Source organism: Halorussus lipolyticus (genome assembly GCF_029338375.1).
GTDB lineage: Archaea > Halobacteriota > Halobacteria > Halobacteriales > Haladaptataceae > Halorussus > Halorussus lipolyticus.
Window position 1 is genome coordinate 331325 of sequence record NZ_CP119804.1, and the last position, 17164, is coordinate 348488.

At 62.3% G+C, this 17164-nt stretch carries 13 protein-coding genes; 10 read left to right on the forward strand and 3 right to left on the reverse strand.

Going from position 1 to position 17164, the window contains the following annotated elements; genetic code table 11:
* Nucleotides 1-4: 4 nt before the first annotated feature.
* The 9 genes from nuoL to acs all read left to right on the forward strand — a co-directional run bounded on the left by nuoL (nucleotide 5) and on the right by acs (nucleotide 13328).
* Nucleotides 5-2065 (forward strand): NADH-quinone oxidoreductase subunit L, encoded by a 2061-nt coding sequence (gene nuoL, locus P2T57_RS01730; RefSeq protein WP_276300752.1) that lies wholly within the window; start codon nucleotides 5-7, stop codon nucleotides 2063-2065.
* Nucleotides 2066-3595 carry a complex I subunit 4 family protein gene (locus tag P2T57_RS01735; protein WP_276300753.1) on the forward strand — a complete coding sequence of 510 codons (1530 nt, stop codon included), beginning with the start codon at nucleotides 2066-2068 and terminating at the stop codon, nucleotides 3593-3595.
* On the forward strand, nucleotides 3596-5089 hold the full coding sequence (locus tag P2T57_RS01740; RefSeq protein ID WP_276300754.1) for an NADH-quinone oxidoreductase subunit N: 1494 nt from the start codon (nucleotides 3596-3598) through the stop codon (nucleotides 5087-5089). It abuts the gene before it with no gap.
* 236 nt (nucleotides 5090-5325) lie between these two features.
* Entirely contained in the window at nucleotides 5326-6816 is a 1491-nt protein-coding gene (locus P2T57_RS01745) for a DHH family phosphoesterase (protein ID WP_276300755.1), read from the forward strand.
* A 466-nt stretch (nucleotides 6817-7282) separates the two neighbouring features.
* Nucleotides 7283-8110: a CBS pair associated ParBc domain-containing protein gene (locus tag P2T57_RS01750; protein ID WP_276300756.1), complete on the forward strand. Its 828-nt coding sequence runs from the start codon at nucleotides 7283-7285 to the stop codon at nucleotides 8108-8110.
* Nucleotides 8111-8460: 350 nt separating this feature from the next.
* Nucleotides 8461-10161 carry an acyl-CoA mutase large subunit family protein gene (locus P2T57_RS01755; RefSeq protein WP_276300757.1) on the forward strand — a complete coding sequence of 567 codons (1701 nt, stop codon included), beginning with the start codon at nucleotides 8461-8463 and terminating at the stop codon, nucleotides 10159-10161.
* 114 nt (nucleotides 10162-10275) lie between these two features.
* Nucleotides 10276-10878 carry an N-acetylmuramoyl-L-alanine amidase gene (locus P2T57_RS01760; RefSeq protein ID WP_276300758.1) on the forward strand — a complete coding sequence of 201 codons (603 nt, stop codon included), beginning with the start codon at nucleotides 10276-10278 and terminating at the stop codon, nucleotides 10876-10878.
* A 90-nt stretch (nucleotides 10879-10968) separates the two neighbouring features.
* Entirely contained in the window at nucleotides 10969-11187 is a 219-nt protein-coding gene (locus tag P2T57_RS01765; RefSeq protein ID WP_276300759.1) for a DUF8015 family protein, read from the forward strand.
* 149 nt (nucleotides 11188-11336) lie between these two features.
* Nucleotides 11337-13328: an acetate--CoA ligase gene (gene acs, locus P2T57_RS01770; RefSeq protein ID WP_276300760.1), complete on the forward strand. Its 1992-nt coding sequence runs from the start codon at nucleotides 11337-11339 to the stop codon at nucleotides 13326-13328.
* Between the two features lie 332 nt (nucleotides 13329-13660).
* On the opposite strand, the gene P2T57_RS01775 is transcribed toward acs, so the two are convergent.
* Nucleotides 13661-13960, reverse strand: coding sequence for a hypothetical protein (locus tag P2T57_RS01775; protein ID WP_276300761.1), 300 nt, complete (start codon nucleotides 13958-13960; stop codon nucleotides 13661-13663).
* Nucleotides 13961-14116: 156 nt separating this feature from the next.
* On the opposite strand from P2T57_RS01775, the gene P2T57_RS01780 reads away from it, so the two are divergent.
* Entirely contained in the window at nucleotides 14117-15730 is a 1614-nt protein-coding gene (locus P2T57_RS01780; protein ID WP_276300762.1) for a long-chain-fatty-acid--CoA ligase, read from the forward strand.
* A gap of 123 nt (nucleotides 15731-15853) precedes the next feature.
* Here P2T57_RS01780 and P2T57_RS01785 read toward each other — a convergent pair whose 3' ends face one another.
* Both P2T57_RS01785 and P2T57_RS01790 read right to left on the reverse strand, forming a co-directional pair.
* Nucleotides 15854-16471, reverse strand: coding sequence for a hypothetical protein (locus tag P2T57_RS01785; protein ID WP_276300763.1), 618 nt, complete (start codon nucleotides 16469-16471; stop codon nucleotides 15854-15856).
* Nucleotides 16472-16487: 16 nt separating this feature from the next.
* Complete coding sequence (locus P2T57_RS01790; RefSeq protein ID WP_276300764.1) at nucleotides 16488-16970, reverse strand: hypothetical protein; 483 nt, start codon at nucleotides 16968-16970, stop codon at nucleotides 16488-16490.
* Nucleotides 16971-17164 lie beyond the last annotated feature (194 nt).

The following is a 17164-nucleotide window of genomic DNA, read 5'->3' on the forward strand; positions in this document are numbered from 1 at the left end:
AACGATGGCAGCACTCCCCTTCGAACTGACTCCGGCCATCGCGGCCCTCCCGTTCGTATCGTTCCTAATCGCGTTGTTCGTCGGTGCGTTCGCCCCGCGACTGCTCCCCAAGGGCGGCGCGATTCCCGGCATCCTCGCCACGGGTGGCTCGCTTGTGCTGTCGCTGTGGGTGATGCTCACGGTGTCGGGCGGCGAGACCTACCACGAGTACGTCACGTGGGTTGCAGGCGCTGGCGAAGCGACCTTCGACCTGCATCTGGGCGTCCTCGTGGACCCGCTGTCGGCGATGATGCTCGTCATCGTCTCGCTGGTGGCCTTCTTGGTCCACATCTTCAGCCTCGGGTACATGAACGACGAGGACGAAGACGGTCTGCCGCGGTACTACGCCGGTCTCGGCCTGTTCACCGCGAGCATGATGTCGTTCGTCTTCGCGGACAACCTGCTGATGGCGTTCATGTTCTTCGAGCTGGTGGGCCTGTGTTCGTGGCTCCTCATCGGCTTCTGGTTCACGGACGACGCGCCGCCGAGCGCCGCGAAGAAGGCGTTCCTCGTCACCCGCTTCGGTGACTACTTCTTCCTCGTCGGCCTCGTCGGCGTCTTCGCCACCTTCGGCACGTCGATGTTCATCGGTAGCGAGAGCCTCGAATCGTTCCCCCACATCGCCGAGCAAGTCCTCGCCGGTGAGGGCGCGGCCGAGGTGACGACCTACCTCGGTCTCGACCCGCAGGCGTGGTTCGCGGTCCTCGGACTCCTCATCCTCGGCGGCGTCGTCGGCAAGTCCGCGCAGTTCCCCCTGCACACGTGGCTTCCCGACGCCATGGAGGGTCCGACCCCCGTTTCCGCACTGATTCACGCGGCGACGATGGTCGCGGCGGGCGTCTACCTCGTCGCGCGAATCTACGGATTCTACGCCCTGCTTCCGCAGGTACTCGCGTTCATCGCGTTCGTCGGCGGCTTCACGGCGCTGTTCGCCGCCACGATGGGCGTCGTCAAGCGCGAAATCAAGCAGGTGCTGGCGTACTCGACCATCTCCCAGTACGGCTACATGATGCTCGGACTGGGCGCTGGCGGCTACGTCGCATCGACTTTCCACCTGATGACCCACGCCTTCTTCAAGGCGCTGTTGTTCCTCGGTGCAGGGTCGGTCATCATCGCAATGCACCACAACGAGGACATGTGGGACATGGGCGGTCTCAAAGACCGGATGCCCGTGACCTACTACACCTTCCTCTCCGGGTCGCTCGCGCTGGCGGGCATCGTCCCGTTCGCGGGCTTCTGGTCGAAGGACGAGATTCTCTACGAGGCGCTCGTCCACGGCCTGAACACGCCGCTTCTGCTCGCGGCCTACGTGATGGGCCTGCTGGCGGTGTTCTTCACCGGGTTCTACACCTTCCGGATGGTCGCGCTGACCTTCCACGGTGAGCCTCGGTCCGACACCGCGCGCAACCCCCACGACGTTCGCTGGAACGTCAAGGGACCGCTCGCGGTCCTCGGCGTCCTCGCGGCGGTCACAGGCGTCGTCAACATGCTCCCGGTGCAGAAGGTCCTCGGCGTGAAGGGCATCGACTTCCTGCACCAGTGGCTCGACAGCGGTCCCGAAGCCCTGTCGGCCCACCACTACAGCAAACTCCTCCACGACTTCGCCCACTACTCGGCGGGCACCATCGGTTCGGAGGTCACGACGGTCCTGCTGGGTGCGGGCCTCTCGCTGGCCCTCGCACTTGCCGGTGCGGGCCTCGCATGGAAGCTCTACGCCGTCCCGGACCCCGAGGAGCACACCGACAAACTCGGTGGTGCGAAGACGGTGCTGTTCAACAACTACTATCAGGACGAGTATCAGGTCTGGCTCGCGGAAGGGTTCACCCTGCCGCTGGCTCGCGCCGCGGACAAGTTCGACCAAGGCGTCATCGACGGCGTGGTCAACGGCGTCTCCAGCGTGAGCCTGTTCGGTGGCGACCGCATCAAGCGCGTTCAGACCGGCGTGGTGTCGAACTACGCCTTCCTGCTGACGGCGAGCTTCGTCGTCCTACTGCTCGTCATCGGTCTCATGGGAGGTTGGTTCTGAATGTGGATTGAAGCACTCATCGCGGTGACGTTGGCGTCCGCGGCCGCGGTCTTCCTCGCCCCGAACAAAGTGGCCGGGAAGCTCGCGTTCGCGCTCAGCCTGCTCCCGATGGTCGGGAGCCTCTGGATGTACAGCACGTACGAGGCCAGCGGCAACGCCCTGCTCGCAGGGAGCGAACTGGCCTTCGAGACGAACTTCAACTGGGTCGTCGCCGGACCGTACAGCCTGAGTTGGCACGTCGGCCTCGACGGCATCAGCATGCCGCTGGTCGCGCTGACCACGGTCCTCACGTCGCTGGCCCTGCTGGCGTCGTGGACTCCCATCGACGAGCGTCAGAGCCAGTTCTACGGCCTGATGCTGTTCTTGGAGGCGAGCCTGTTGGGCGTCTTCTCGGCGCTCGACTTCTTCCTGTGGTTCGTCTTCTGGGAGATGGTGCTGGTCCCGATGTACGTCCTCATCGGCGTCTGGGGCGGTCCGCGTCGCAAGTACGCGGCCATCAAGATGTTCGTCTATACGAACATCGCCAGCCTCGTGATGTTCATCGGGTTCATCGCGCTCGTCTTCGGTCTCGGCGACTCGGTGACGAGCCTCGACATGCCGGCCATCGCCCAAGCGCTTCGCGCGGGCGAACTCGGTAGTCTGGGTCCGGTCAGCGCGGGCACCCTGAAGGTGGCGGCGTTCGTCGCCATGTTCGCCGGGTTCGCGGTGAAGGTTCCGGTGGTTCCGTTCCACACGTGGCTTCCGGACGCTCACGTCGAGGCCCCGACGCCGGTCTCCATCATGCTGGCCGGGGTTCTCCTGAAGATGGGTACCTACGCCCTGCTCCGGTTCAACTTCACGATGCTCCCGGAGGTCGCCCAGAACAACGCGCCCATCATCGCGGTGTTCGCGGTAGTCAGCGTCATCTACGGCGCGATGCTGGCGCTGGCCCAGTCCGACCTCAAGCGCATCGTGGCGTACTCGTCGGTCTCCTCGATGGGGTACGTCATCCTCGGACTGGTGGCCTACACGCTCTACGGCATGGGCGGCGCGACCTTCCAGATGGTCGCGCACGGTCTCATCTCGGGCCTGATGTTCATGTCGGTCGGCGTCATCTACAACACGACCCACACCCGGATGGTCTCGGACATGTCCGGGCTGGCTAGCAAGATGCCCATCACCGTGGCGGTGTTCGTCGCGGGCGCGTTCGGTTACATGGGCCTGCCGCTGATGGCCGGCTTCGCCGCGGAGCTGTTCATCTTCCTCGGCTCGTTCGGGGCGTTCGCCGGCTCGGTCTGGTTCACGGCCGCCGCGATGTTCGGCATCGTCGTGGTCGCGGGCTACCTGCTGTTCGCCATGCAGAGGACCCTGTTCGGCGAGTTCGAGGTCGAGACCGACTACGAGGTCGGTCCCGCGGCCTTCCACGACGTCGCCCCGCTCGTGGTCCTCATCCTGCTGGTCATCCTGCTGGGTGTCGATCCGGGCATCTTCTACGACATGATTCAGAACGCAGTCGATCCGCTGGTTCCGGCGACCGGAGGTGGTGCATAGATGGCAGTCGAACTTCCGACGTGGACCGCACTCGGTCCGACCCTCGTGTTCGCGGTGACTGCGCTGTTGCTGTTGGTCTTCGACAGCATCGACCCGGACACGACTAACCGCGGTCTGCTGGCTGGCACGGCGGCCTTCGGGTCGCTGGCGGCGGTCGGTCTCTCGGCGTGGTACCTCGTGGCTGGCACGGGCGAGGAGCCGATTTCGCTCTATCAGAACACCATCGTCGTGGACACGATGACGCTGTTCTTCGCGTTGGTGTTCGCCAGCGTCACCACGCTGGTCGTGGTCGCAAGTTACGACTACATGCGCGACCACTCCTATCAGGCGGAGTACTACGCGCTGGTCATGCTGGCGGCGACGGGGATGACGCTGATGGCGGCCGCGAACAGTCTCGCGGTCGTGTTCGTCAGCCTCGAACTCTCCAGTCTGCCGTCGTTCGCGCTGGTCGCCATCCTGAAGAAGAACCGCGGGAGCGTCGAGGCCGGTCTGAAGTACTTCCTCATCGGCGCGCTCTCGTCGGCCATCTTCGTCTACGGCATCAGCCTCGTCTACGGTGTCACCGGGTCGCTCCTCCTGCCGGAGGTCGCCGCGGGCGTCGCCGAGACGGACCTGACGGGCGTGCTGGGCATCGGCGTCATGATGATTCTGGGCGGGTTCGCCTACAAGACTGCCTCCGTGCCCTTCCACTTCTGGGCACCCGAGGCCTACGAAGGCGCGCCCGCACCGGTCGCGGCCTTCCTCTCGTCGGCGTCGAAGGCCGCCGGGTTCGCCGTGGCCTTCCGCGTGCTGACGGTCGCCTTCCCCATCGAGGACCTCGTTACCGGCGCGGCGGCCGGCGTGGACTGGGTTCTCGCGGCCCAGATTCTCGCGGTCGTCACCATGACGCTCGGTAACTTCGCGGCCGCGACCCAGAGCGAGGTCAAGCGGATGCTCGCGTACTCCTCGATTGGACACGCGGGCTACGTCCTCATCGCGCTGGCCGCTCTCTCGGGCGGTAGCGACCAGTTCGTGCTGGCGGGCGGGATGGCCCACCTGCTGGTCTACGGGTTCATGAACACGGGTGCGTTCCTGTTCATCGCCCTCGCGGAGTACTGGTCGGTCGGCCGGACCTTCGAGGACTACAACGGTCTGGCGACGCGGGCACCGTTCGCCTGCGTGGCGATGACCGTCTTCCTGTTCAGCCTCGCTGGCCTCCCGCCGTTCGGCGGCTTCATGAGCAAGTACTTCCTGTTCGCGGGCGCGGTCCGCGCAGGGTTCTGGTGGCTTGCCGCGGTCGGTGCCATCAACAGCGCGCTGTCGCTGTACTACTACTCGCGGGTCGTCAAGGCGATGTGGATAGAGGACGCCTCGGGCGACTTCGACATCGAGTCGAAGCCGGTCGGTCTCTACACCGCGCTCGTCGCGGCCGCCGTCGTGACGGTCCTGCTTCTGCCCGGCTTCGGTTCGGTCTGGCAGTTCGCCACAGACGCCGCCGCGGCGCTCGTGGCCTGAGTCGCTCGCTAATCGACTTCGGTTCGATTTCCGCGGTTCGATTTCCGCGAGTTCATTTTTCGGACCTGCTTCCGGAAGGTAGCTTCCGCTCGATTCTCACGGGCGAGACTGGCGACACCGGATAGCCATCGAGAGCAGTCCGCCGAAGCGACCTAAAATCCCAACGCTTCGACCGAAACCGACCACAACTCGTAGACGGTAGACTTTAGGCCGCGCAACAGGAACCGCGGGGTACGATGGTTTCCCGGCTGATACTCGGGTGTGGAACCGTCGGCCAGACCCTCGTGGAAGCGATTGCCGACGGGCAGGGAAGCCTGCTGGTCATCGACGACGCCGAGAGTCGCATCGACGCGCTCCGCGAGGAGGGCGTCTCCGCGACTGTCGGCGACCCGACCGACCGCGAGACGGTTTCGGCGGGCGTCGAGGACACCGAGGTTGTCGTCGTGGCCGACCGGAATCCCGAGACCAACCGCCGGTCAGCCGAACTCGCTGTCGAGTTGTTCCCCGAGGCCTACGTCGTCGCGTACCTCGGCAAGGGGTGTGACGAGAGCCAGCGTGGTCGGATAGTCGAGTTGGCGGACAACGTTATCGACCCGACCGCGGCGATAGTCGAGCAGGTGCTTGCGGTCTCGCTCGGCGAGAACGCGATTCGGACCTCGAACCTCCGGCGGGCGCTCCGGCGGGTGGACGGCAAACTCGCCGTCTTCATGCACGACAACCCCGACCCCGACGCCATCGCCAGCGCGGTGGCGCTGTGCCGAATCGCCGAGGAGGTCGGCGTCGAGGCCGAACCCTGCTACTTCGGCGACATCTCCCATCAGGAGAACCGGGCGTTCGTCAACCTGCTGGACCTCGATTTGCGGAACTTCGAGTCCGCCGACGAGTTGGACCGCGACGAGTTCGCGGGCATCGCGCTGGTGGACCACTCCCGACCGGGGGTCAACGACCAACTGCCCGAGGACACCGAGGTGGACATCGTAATCGACCACCACCCGCCGAAGGAACCCGTCGAGGCCGGATTCGTGGACCTCCGGAGCGACGTGGGCGCGACCTCGACCCTGCTGGCCGAACACATCCAGCGACTCGGGTTCGACCTCTCGGAATCGGTGGCGACTGGCCTCCTCTACGGCATCCGGGTGGACACCAAGGACTTCTCGCGGGAGGTCTCGACCGCCGACTTCGAGGCCGCCTCGTATCTCTTGCCCCGCGCCGACACCGGGATTCTGGACCGCGTTGAGAGTCCCTCGGTCAGCGCCGACACCTTCGAGACGATTGCGCGGGCCATCGGCAACCGGCGCATCGAGGGGACCGTACTGGCGACCTGCGTCGGGGCGCTGTCGGACCGCGATGCGCTGGCGCAGGCCGCCGACCACCTGCTGAACATGCAGGAAATCACGACGACGCTGGTCTACGGATTCATGAACGGCACCGTCTACGTCTCGGCCAGAGCGCGGGGGACCGACATCGACCTCGGCGAGACGATGCGGGCCGCGTTCGGCCAAATCGGGAGCGCGGGCGGCCACGCCGACATGGCGGGCGCGCAGATTCCCCTCGGCCTGTTGGGCGAAGTCGAGGAGGAAGAGGAGGCCTCGCTCGCCAGCGTCGTCAGCGACGTGATTACCGACCGCTTTTTCGAGACGGTCCAGTCTACGCCTCGGAGCGACGGCGAGTACTCCCACGGCGGCGAGGCGAGTTTCGACGCGACGGTGCTGGAAAGCGAGGACTGAGGCTCACCCGTTTCCACACATCAAAAGCAGTTTCTAACGATTGTTTTTATTTCTCTAGGAAACAATTACAATCGTCTCCGCGGTCGGCGCGTGTGAGCGCGACGCTCCCGCGTCGCGCCGCGTGCGAGGGATGAGTAGCGCAGGCCGTCAGGCCGAGGCTTGCGAGACGCTCGCGTCTCGCTGATCTGCGAACGTCGTTCGCAGACAACGCAATCGGTTGGGGAGGACGAGGTGCGGTAGCGGTGCGGGTGCGGTGACGCCTCGGCTTCGGGAGTAGATAGCTCTGAGTCACCCAGAAACTACCGGCGATTCCTCCTCGGTTTCATCTTCCGCCGGGCCGCTATCTACCGCGTCCCGAAATCAATCCCGTCCCCGAGTCTCTCGTTCGAACTCACCAGCCTCGAACTCCTCGTATCAGGAAGATGAAGCGGGAAGCCTTTTCACGGGCGACCGCATCCATTCGTGCATGGACGTGGCGGCAGCGGACGGCGGGACTGCCGACGGCAAGGCCAAGGTCAAAGACTACATGACCCGCGATGTGGCGACGGTATCGCCCGACGCGACCGTCAGGGAGGTGGCCCGACGCATCGCCGAGAGCGACGAACACAACGGCTATCCCGTCTGCGACGGACGGCGCGTCGAGGGGTTCGTCAACGCCCGCGACCTGCTTCTGGCCGACGACGAGGAGCCGATTTTCAAGGTGATGAGCCAAGACCTCATCGTGGCTCACCCCGACATGGACGTGAACGACGCCGCGCGCGTCATCCTCCGGTCGGGCATCCAGAAGCTACCGGTCGTGGACGACGCGGGCAACCTCGTTGGCATCATCTCGAACACGGATGTCATTCGCTCCCAAATCGAGCGTGCGACTCCCGAGAAGGTCGGCAAGCTCATGCGGACCCTCGAATCCATCCACGACACGAAGGTCGAGCAGACCCGCAGAGAAGTGTCGCTCGCGGACCTCACGCCCACGCAGGGCAAGGTCTACGCCGACGAACTGGAGGGTCGAATCTACGAACTGGAACGCGGACTGGCCGAACCGCTAGTGGTCATCGACTGCGCTCCTCGAAGCGACGAGAGCGACTTGCTTCTGGCCGACGGCCACCACCGCGTGATGGCCGCGGACAAAATCGACGTCGAGGACATGGACGCCTACGTCATCCTCGTGGACGACGACGTGGAACTCGGCATGCAGAAGACCGCCCAGAAGGAGGGCTTGGAGACGCTGGACGACGTGAAGGTCGTGGACTACGCCCGCCATCCCCTCGTCGAGACGACGAAACGACTCCAATAACAGACGCGCTACGTTCTCTATTCGACGCGCGATAGCCGACTGACCAATCGATTGTCTGGGTGTCTGCGTGAACGAAGTGAGCGCAGGCTCGGCGGACGCGGTTTGTCCGCCGGTGGACTGAAAGGGGCCGCCCGGTCGCGCTTGCATGGTCGGCTGAGCGACCACTATCCGGAGCGAGCGTCAGCGAGCGGGGGATATGTCGCTCAGCGACCGCGACCGGGCGGGGGCTTTCTAAGAAGACACGATAGCTACGGTGCTTGTCGTGGAGTTCGACCAAGTGGAAGCCGCGTACTCTACCTACCGAAGCGGGTTGCGGAATCTTAATGGACAGTCCGGCAATTATTACGAGTATGTACGACGAGGACGACCTCGCGGAGATACGCGACGCGAAGGAGGAGTGGGAAGAAGACACACTCGGCTCGGTCCTCGACGCTTACGGCGAGCGCAAAGACCGGTTCGCCACGGTCTCGAACCTCGAAGTGGACCGCCTCTACACCCCCGGCGACGTGGCCGACCTCGATTACGACGAGGAGGTCGGTTTCCCCGGCGAGGAGCCGTACACCCGAGGCCCGTACCCGACCATGTACCGCGGTCGGACGTGGACCATGCGCCAGTTCGCCGGGTTCGGCACCGCCGAGGAGACCAACGAGCGGTTCCACTACCTCATCGAGAACGGCCAGACCGGTCTCTCGACGGCGTTCGACATGCCCTCGCTGATGGGGAAGGATTCGGACGACCCCCTCTCGGACGGCGAGGTCGGCAAGGAGGGCGTGGCGGTTGACACCCTCAAGGACATGGAAATCCTGTTCGACGGCATCGACCTCGGCGAGGTCTCCACTTCCTTTACCATCAACCCCTCCGCGCCGGTCATCTACGCGATGTACATCGCGCTGGCCGACCAGCAGGGCGTCCCGCGCGAGGAGATTCGGGGCACGCTCCAGAACGACATGCTCAAGGAGTTCATCGCCCAGAAGGAGTGGGTCATCCCGCCCGAACCCTCGCTGGACATCGTGACCGACACCATCGAGTTTGCGGTCGAGGAGACGCCCAAAATCAAGCCGGTCTCCATCTCGGGTTACCACATTCGAGAGGCCGGTTCCACGGCGGTCCAAGAACTCGCGTTCACCCTCGCAGACGGCTTCGCCTACGTCGAGGACTGTCTCGACCGCGGGATGGACGTGGACGACTTCGGCCCGCAACTCTCCTTTTTCTTCAACTCCCACAACTCCATCTTCGAGGAGGTCGCCAAGTTCCGCGCGGCCCGTCGAATCTACGCCAACGTGATGGACGAGTGGTACGGTGCCGAGAAGGACGCGAGCAAGCAACTCAAATTCCACACCCAGACCGCGGGCCAGAGCCTGACCGCCCAACAGCCGATGAACAACATCGTTCGGGTGACGATTCAGGCCCTCGCGGGCGTGCTGGGCGGGACCCAGAGTCTCCACACCAACAGCTTCGACGAGGCCCTCGCGCTCCCCTCCGAGGAGGCCGTCCGAGTTGCCCTGCGGACCCAGCAAATCATCGCCGAGGAGTCCGGCGCGGCCGACATCGTGGACCCTCTCGGTGGGTCGTTCGCGGTCGAGAGCCTCACCGACGAGACCGAGGAGAAGGCGATGGCCTACATCGAGGAAATCAAGGAGATGGGCGACGGGTCGGTCCGTGACGGCGTGCTGGAAGGCATCGAGCAGGGCTACTTCCACCGCGAGATTCAGGACGCCTCCTACGAGTACCAAGAGCGCGTCGAGGAGGGCAAAGAGACCGTCGTCGGCGTCAACAAGTACGAGATGGACGAGGACACCAAGCCGGACATCCTCGAAGTGGACGAAGAAGTCCAAGACCGACAACTCGACCGCCTCTCGGAGGTCAAGGAGGAGCGCGACGACGCCGAAGTCGAGGCCGCCTTGGACGACCTGCAGGATGCCATCGACAACGACGAGAACGTGATGCCCGCCATCATCGACGCGGTGAAGGCCTACGCCACGATGGGCGAGATTATGAAGGTCTTCGAGGCCGAGTACGGGAGCTATCAGGAGACGGTGAGTTTGGCGTAAGTCGGTCGAGCGCGAGTCGCTCGGCGTTGGTCTCCGCTCCCGCCCATATTTTCCAGAGTGTAATATAAACTAGAAAAGTTATATTAGTGATTAGTACGTCTGAATTTATTGCAGATGAGTTCGAGACGAAACTTCCTCAAGAAGCTCGGTGCAGTAAGTACAACAGGAATCGCCGGGACCGCGGCCCTGTCGGGTTCCGCCGCGGCGGACATGCCCGCGGTCGATTGGGTACCCGCCGACTCCAGCAACTACACGAGCGCCAACCGCGGTGCGAGCGACATCAACTGGATTATCGTCCACACGGTTCAAGGGTCGGCCAGTAGCGCAGTCAACTGGTTCCAAGACCCCGACGCGGACGTGAGCGCCCACTTCACCGTCGCTGAGGACGGCTACCTCTATCAGAGCCTCTCGGAACTCAACATCGGCTGGCACGCCGGCGACTGGAGCTACAACGAGGCCTCCATCGGCATCGAACACGGCGGCTACGTCAGCGGCACCTACGAGGACGCCCAGTACCGCAAGTCGGCCGACCTCGTTGCCTACCTCTGCGAGCAGTACGACATCCCGAAGCAACGCGCTACGTGGGTCCCCACCGACGCGGGAGACAACACGACCGGTGGCATCATCGGCCACGACCAAGTTCCGGGTAGCACCCATACCGACCCCGGCGACAACTGGGACTGGAGCTACTTCATCGACCTCGTGAACTCGTACTGAGCGGACGGACCGCGCCGACTCTCCGAGTTGGCGTCTTTCGCGGGTAGCGTCTCCGAACTTACTTCCGGCGGCGACACGTGAGCTATTCTCATGGGCTACACCGTACAGTACTACGACCTCGTGCTGGTCTCCATCTTCGCCACGATGGGCCTCGGCGCTGGTGTCGGCGTCCTCACGCCGCTGGCGCTTCCGACCGCCGTGACCGTCGCGGGGGTGGCCGCCGCGCTCGTCATCGCCCACGGCTTGTTCGTCAACGGCCCGGTTGACGGTCCCGAGGACCTGACCGACGAAGTGGACGCGCTCAACTGACGAGTTCCCCCGAGAGGACTCAGTGTAGGTAGAACCTACTCACCGAATACTACAGCCTGCGGTCGGGAACGCGGCGCTTGCTCCGGGTACAGGCGTGTTAACTCGCGCCAACCTTTATTGCTCTCCTGAGTGAGTAGTATAACGAACGTATGCCCGAAGATACCGCCGAACTCGAAGCACGGCTCGAGGAGCAAGACGAGTTCGAGCCACCCGAGGAGTTCGTGTCGCAGGCGAACGTCTCCGACGACTCCATCTACGACGAGTTCGAGGAGGACTGGCCCGACTGCTGGGAGCGGGCGGCAGAACTCTTGGACTGGGAGAAAGAGTACGACACGGTGCTGGACGACTCGAACCCGCCCTTTTACGAGTGGTTCACCGGCGGCGAGTTGAACGCTTCCGCCAACTGTCTGGACCGCCACCTCGAAGACCGAGGCGACGAGGCCGCAATCGAGTGGGTCGGCGAACCCACCGACGAGGACAACCGGACTTACACCTACGCGGAACTCCACCGCGAGGTCAACGAGTTCGCAGAGGCGCTCCGCGAGATGGGCGTCGGCGAGGACGACGTGGTGACGATGTACATGCCGATGATTCCGGAGTTGCCAATCGCCATGTTGGCCTGCGCTCGCATCGGCGCTCCGCACTCGGTCGTGTTCGCTGGCTTCTCCGCGGAAGCACTCGCCACCCGGATGGAGTCTGCCGACTCCGAGTACCTCGTGACTGCGAACGGGTACTTCCGGCGCGGCGACCCCCTCGACCACTACGAGAAGACCCGCGAGGGGCTGAACGACGTGAGCCACGAGGTGTCGGACGTGGTGGTCGTAGACCGCCTCGGCGAACACGGGCACGGCCACGACCTCGAATCGAACGAACACGACTATCAGGGCCTCGTGGACGACCAATCCGGCGCGGAGGTCGAACCGGTCTCGCGTGACGCCGAGGACATGCTGTTTTTGATGTACACCTCGGGGACCACGGGACAACCGAAAGGCGTGAAACATACGACCGGGGGCTATCTCGCGTGGACGGCGTGGACCTCCCAAGCGGTGCTGGACATCAAGCCCGAGGACACCTACTTCTGCTCGGCCGACATCGGGTGGATTACCGGCCACTCCTACATCGTTTACGGTCCCCTCGCCCTCGGCACGACGACCATGATGTACGAGGGAACGCCCGACCACCCGGAACGCGACCGCCTCTGGGAAATCATCGAGGAGTACGAGGCCACCCAACTCTACACCGCGCCGACTGCGATTCGGGCGTTCATGAAGTGGGGCGACGACTACCCGAACCAGCACGACCTGTCGAGTCTGCGCTTGCTGGGGACTGTCGGCGAACCCATCAACCCCCGAGCGTGGAAGTGGTACTACACCAACATCGGTGACGAGTCTTGCCCTATCGTGGACACGTGGTGGCAGACCGAGACCGGCGGTATGATGGTCACGACTCTGCCGGGCGTCAAGACGATGAAACCCGGTTCCGCCGGGCCGCCCTTGCCGGGGGTTGACGCGCAGGTCGTGGACGCCAACGGCGAGGAGGTCGATGCCGGACAGGCGGGCTACCTCACGGTCCAGAAACCGTGGCCGGGGATGCTCCGGACCCTCTACAACAACGACGAGCGGTACGTCCAAGAGTACTGGGCGGAGTACTCGGACACCGATTCCGACGACCCCGAGGACTGGGTGTACTTCCCGGAGGACGGCGCGAAGATAGACGAGGACGGCTACATCACGGTGCTGGGCCGAGTTGACGACGTGCTGAACGTCTCGGGCCACCGCCTCGGCACGATGGAGATAGAATCGGCAATCGTCGGCGTCGAAGGGGTCGCCGAGGCCGCGGTCGTGGGCGGCCACCACGACGTGAAGGGCGAGGCGGTCTACGCCTACGTCATCACCGAGGACGGCTACGAGGGCGACGCGCAACTGCGCGAGCGAATCGAGGAGGGCGTCGAGGACGCCATCGGCCCCATCGCTCGCCCCGAGGCGGTCGTGTTCACGCCCGAACTCCCCAAGACGCGCTCGGGCAAAATCATGCGCAGACTCCTCGAAGACATCGCCAACGGCGCGGAGTTAGGCGACACCTCGACCCTCCGGAATCCCGACGTGGTCGAGGACATTCAGCAGAAGGTCGGCGGAGACTGAGGGCGGCGACTGCCGGGGCGCGCTCGGTGCGACAGACCACGGGCGAACGCTCGGTGAACCTCCCACCGGGACGCGCCCAGTGAAACATTCCACCAGAGTGCGCCCGGTGGCACTATCCACAGTCTGGGTGGACTGAAAGGGGCCGGTCGCTCGCGCAACGCTTGGTCGTCTCCGCGGGCCACTATTCGCGGCGGGCAGTGTGGAGAGCCGCGAATATCCCGCGGAGCGACAGCGAGCGACCGGGGGCTTTCTAAATCACTCTCGAAAATCCGTTCTCGACGCTCTGGTCTACCCTTCCAGCGACTGCAAACTCACCGAGCCAAAACCCCGTCTCACGACCCAAGCCAGTCGTTCGTGGAGACCGGTTCGCCCACGTCGCGGCAGATTTCCGCGCCCTTCTTCCGCACCTTTCGACTCGACGGGAGTTTCTTGTCGTCCCGAATCGTCGTCTCTATCCACGTCGCCAGTCGCTGGGCCTCGGTCTTGCCCGCGACTTCGCGGACCTCCTCGATGGACTTCTGGTAGGCGCGGCGCTGGGACCGGCCCTCTTTCTTGGATTCGTACTGCTCGTGAGAGCCGAGAGCGTCCTTGACCGCCCGGTCGATGTCCCGCATGGATTGCTTGATGCTCACGCGGAAGGCTACGACGTTTCCGCGGGAATAGTTGGTGGGCGAGGAGATAGCCGATTTTCCGATTCGATAGCAATTACTCGCCCTGTCCTAAATTTTTCCCCGCTAAGCTTTGCACCCACCAGAACGTATATCATGAAAGTCACAGACAATTCCAGTATGCACAAACCCCTGCTCGTGACCGACTTTCTGGACCGGGCGCGAGACCACTACGGCGACCAAGAGGCCATCGTGGCGACCACCGGCGAGCGGTACACCTACGACGAGTTCGGCGAGCGCGCCGACCGACTCTCGTCTGCGCTGGCCGACCGGGGTATCGAGAAGGGCGACCGAGTGGCCGTGCTGGACCCCAACACCCACTACCAACTGATAGCGGCCTACGGCATCATGCAGTTGGGGGCGGTCCACACGCCGCTGAACTACCGGTTGACGCCCGACGACTACGAGTACATCCTGAACGACGCCGGAGTGGACGCCGTTATCGCCGACTACGAGTACGCCGAGAAAATCGAGGCGGTCCGGGATTCAGTCTCGACCGAGGTGTTCATCTCGAACGACACGGACGCGACCGAGGGCGACTGGGAGGACTTCGACGAGGTGATTCGGAGCGCAGACGCCGACGACTACGAGCGACCCCCGATGGACGAGGGCGAAGTTATCACCATCAACTACACCTCCGGGACCACGGGCGACCCGAAGGGCGTGATGCGGACCCACCGGACCGAGACCCTCCACGCCTACCTGATTACCGTTCACCAAGAGATTCGGGACGACGACGTGTACCTCTGGACGCTCCCGATGTTCCACGTCAACGGGTGGGGTCACATCTACGCCATCACCGGGATGGGAGCCAAGCACGTCTGCGCTCGCGGCGTCAACGCCGCCGAAATCTTCGACGTGGTGGTCGAGGAGGACGTGTCGTACCTCTGCGGTGCCCCGACCGTGTTGAACCTCCTCATCGACTACTACGAGGAGACCGACCCCGAGACCGAGGGCGACAACGAGGTCCGCATCGCCACCGCGGGGTCGGCCCCGCCCGAGGCCACCATCCGGACGGTCGAAGACGAGTTCGGGTGGTATCTCAAGCACGTCTACGGCGCGACCGAGACCGGCCCGCTCATCACCACCTCCGACGCCCGAAGGCTCCTTCCCGAAGGCGAGGAGCGATTCGCTCTCAAAAAACGACAGGGCATCCCCTACCTCGGGACCGAGGTTGCGGTGGTGGACGAGGACGGCGACGAGGTGCCCCGCGACAACGCCTCACTCGGCGAAATCGTGGTCCGGGGCAATCAGGTCATGGAGGGCTACTGGGAGAAACCGGAGGCCACCGAGGCGGCCTTCTCGGAGCGCAGAGAGGGGTGGTACCACACCGGGGACCTCGCGGTGGTGGACGAACACGGCATGGTCTCGATTCAGGACCGCAAGAAGGACATCATCATCTCGGGCGGCGAGAACATCTCCAGCATCGAAATCGAGGACACCCTGTTCGAACACGACGCGGTGTCGGACGTGGCGGTCATCCCCGCGCCGAGCGAGCGATGGGGCGAGACGCCCAAGGCGTTCGTCGTCCCGGCCTCCGGGGACCCCGAGGACCCCGGCGTGACCGAACAGGAGATTCGGGAGTTCACCGAGGAACACATGGCCTCCTACAAGGCGGTCAAGCGCGTCGAGTTCGTGGAAGACCTGCCCTCGACGGCGACCGGCAAGATTCAGAAGTACGAACTCCGCGAGCGCGAGTGGGAGGACGAAGACCGGATGGTCGGGCAGGGATAACTGTTTTGTGTTTGGGATTTCCTCAGTACCGTCTGGTCGTAGGAGCCACCGGAAGGAAGCCCAATGGAATCGGAGTTAAAAACTAGCTTAGTGTTAAACATAATTATTAAAATATGGGGAATATTATTCTAATGGAGTGATTCTCTGAAGTTTATTTGCTGGGTCTTCGACAATGGCTATATGGTCTACCTCTGTGATATCTGTTATTTCTGTGAAACATATTTCTCCATTGTATGCCCTATTTTTGATATGCGAACACTCAGAGTATTCACTATCGCATATAGAGCATATAGCTGTCCCCGTTTTCATACCGGGACTGGTAAACAGTTGGTCAGGAAAAAGTAGTGTTTCTACCGAATTTAGACGCTTGTGGTAGTTTTTCATTCCAAATTTCTCCCCTAATTTGTCTGCTTGAACTGCTCTCTGCGCATTTAGCTGGGCGCGTACCATGTTTTCCCAAGCCGATTCCCACTGTTCTTCTCTTAAATCATTCCACATTGTTAATTCGTGTTTCCAGCATTCTAAAGTAAGCTCTATGGAGAGAATTCTATTTGCGCATTTACATGGAGCGTCTGAGTTCTTTACTTCCTGTTTATACCTTTTAGCGACAGAAAGCATCTCCTCAATCTGTGAGGTTACGGTATTACGTTTCTCAACGCTTCGAGATAAGTTATTCACATCTAAAACATTCGTAGATAAGTCATCCATCGCTTGTAGTAAGTCAGAAGTTTGGGGTTGCATTGGTATGGGAACTGTATTAATCATCGTTTTTCATTTCTTCTAATTGGTCCAGTACAGAGTCTATCCCCTCTATTGGCCCATCATATTCTATCCGGGTTACCTCTCCATCTTCCTCCACCATCACAGACATTTGAGCCTCACCGTCAATTGCGACTCTTGAATAGTGCTCGTGTACTATATTAATTAATGTTGCCACATCACTAAAATTATGTCTTAAGAATTCAACCGTCACAAATAAACCTCCAAGGAAAAGCTCCGTACTCTTTAATTTCGTTGTGTCAGTATCGCCAGAATCAATGAAGGTATCTAGTTCTAGATCTTCTTGCTCAGCTAGTTTTTCTACCGTTTCTGTAGTGTCGTGATATGATAATTCCTCCTTAGACTCTGCTCCGGCAAGACCTAACGGGACAAATGCAATGTCGGCATCCGTATTACATCCTAGTTCCTTTGCTTCCCTGCGAACATCGAAACCCTCCTCAATAGATAAATTTTCGTGCATAAGAATACTTGCCACTGAAATACAATAATTGTGTCGTTCAATTGATTTTGAATATCTAAAAGAAAGAGGGTGTTCAAAGAGACAAAAGATACTTAGTCGAGGGGCTGAAACCATCGTTTACTTAACAAACGATAGAAGGGACCGATTCTGCGAGGCGAAGGATGAAGGCCGAGGTCGGGGTAATGTAGTGGGAC

Excerpts from the sequence above, each read along its gene's own strand:
- nuoL (WP_276300752.1), top strand. The coding sequence starts at position 5 with ATGGCAGCACTCCCCTTCGAACTGACTCCGGCCATCGCGGCCCTCCCG.
- P2T57_RS01735 (WP_276300753.1), top strand. The coding sequence starts at position 2,066 with ATGTGGATTGAAGCACTCATCGCGGTGACGTTGGCGTCCGCGGCCGCG.
- P2T57_RS01740 (WP_276300754.1), top strand. The coding sequence starts at position 3,596 with ATGGCAGTCGAACTTCCGACGTGGACCGCACTCGGTCCGACCCTCGTG.
- P2T57_RS01745 (WP_276300755.1), top strand. The coding sequence starts at position 5,326 with ATGGTTTCCCGGCTGATACTCGGGTGTGGAACCGTCGGCCAGACCCTC.
- P2T57_RS01750 (WP_276300756.1), top strand. The coding sequence starts at position 7,283 with ATGGACGTGGCGGCAGCGGACGGCGGGACTGCCGACGGCAAGGCCAAG.
- P2T57_RS01755 (WP_276300757.1), top strand. The coding sequence starts at position 8,461 with ATGTACGACGAGGACGACCTCGCGGAGATACGCGACGCGAAGGAGGAG.
- P2T57_RS01760 (WP_276300758.1), top strand. The coding sequence starts at position 10,276 with ATGAGTTCGAGACGAAACTTCCTCAAGAAGCTCGGTGCAGTAAGTACA.
- P2T57_RS01765 (WP_276300759.1), top strand. The coding sequence starts at position 10,969 with ATGGGCTACACCGTACAGTACTACGACCTCGTGCTGGTCTCCATCTTC.
- acs (WP_276300760.1), top strand. The coding sequence starts at position 11,337 with ATGCCCGAAGATACCGCCGAACTCGAAGCACGGCTCGAGGAGCAAGAC.
- P2T57_RS01780 (WP_276300762.1), top strand. The coding sequence starts at position 14,117 with ATGCACAAACCCCTGCTCGTGACCGACTTTCTGGACCGGGCGCGAGAC.
- P2T57_RS01785 (WP_276300763.1), bottom strand. The coding sequence starts at position 16,471 with ATGCAACCCCAAACTTCTGACTTACTACAAGCGATGGATGACTTATCT.
- P2T57_RS01790 (WP_276300764.1), bottom strand. The coding sequence starts at position 16,970 with ATGCACGAAAATTTATCTATTGAGGAGGGTTTCGATGTTCGCAGGGAA.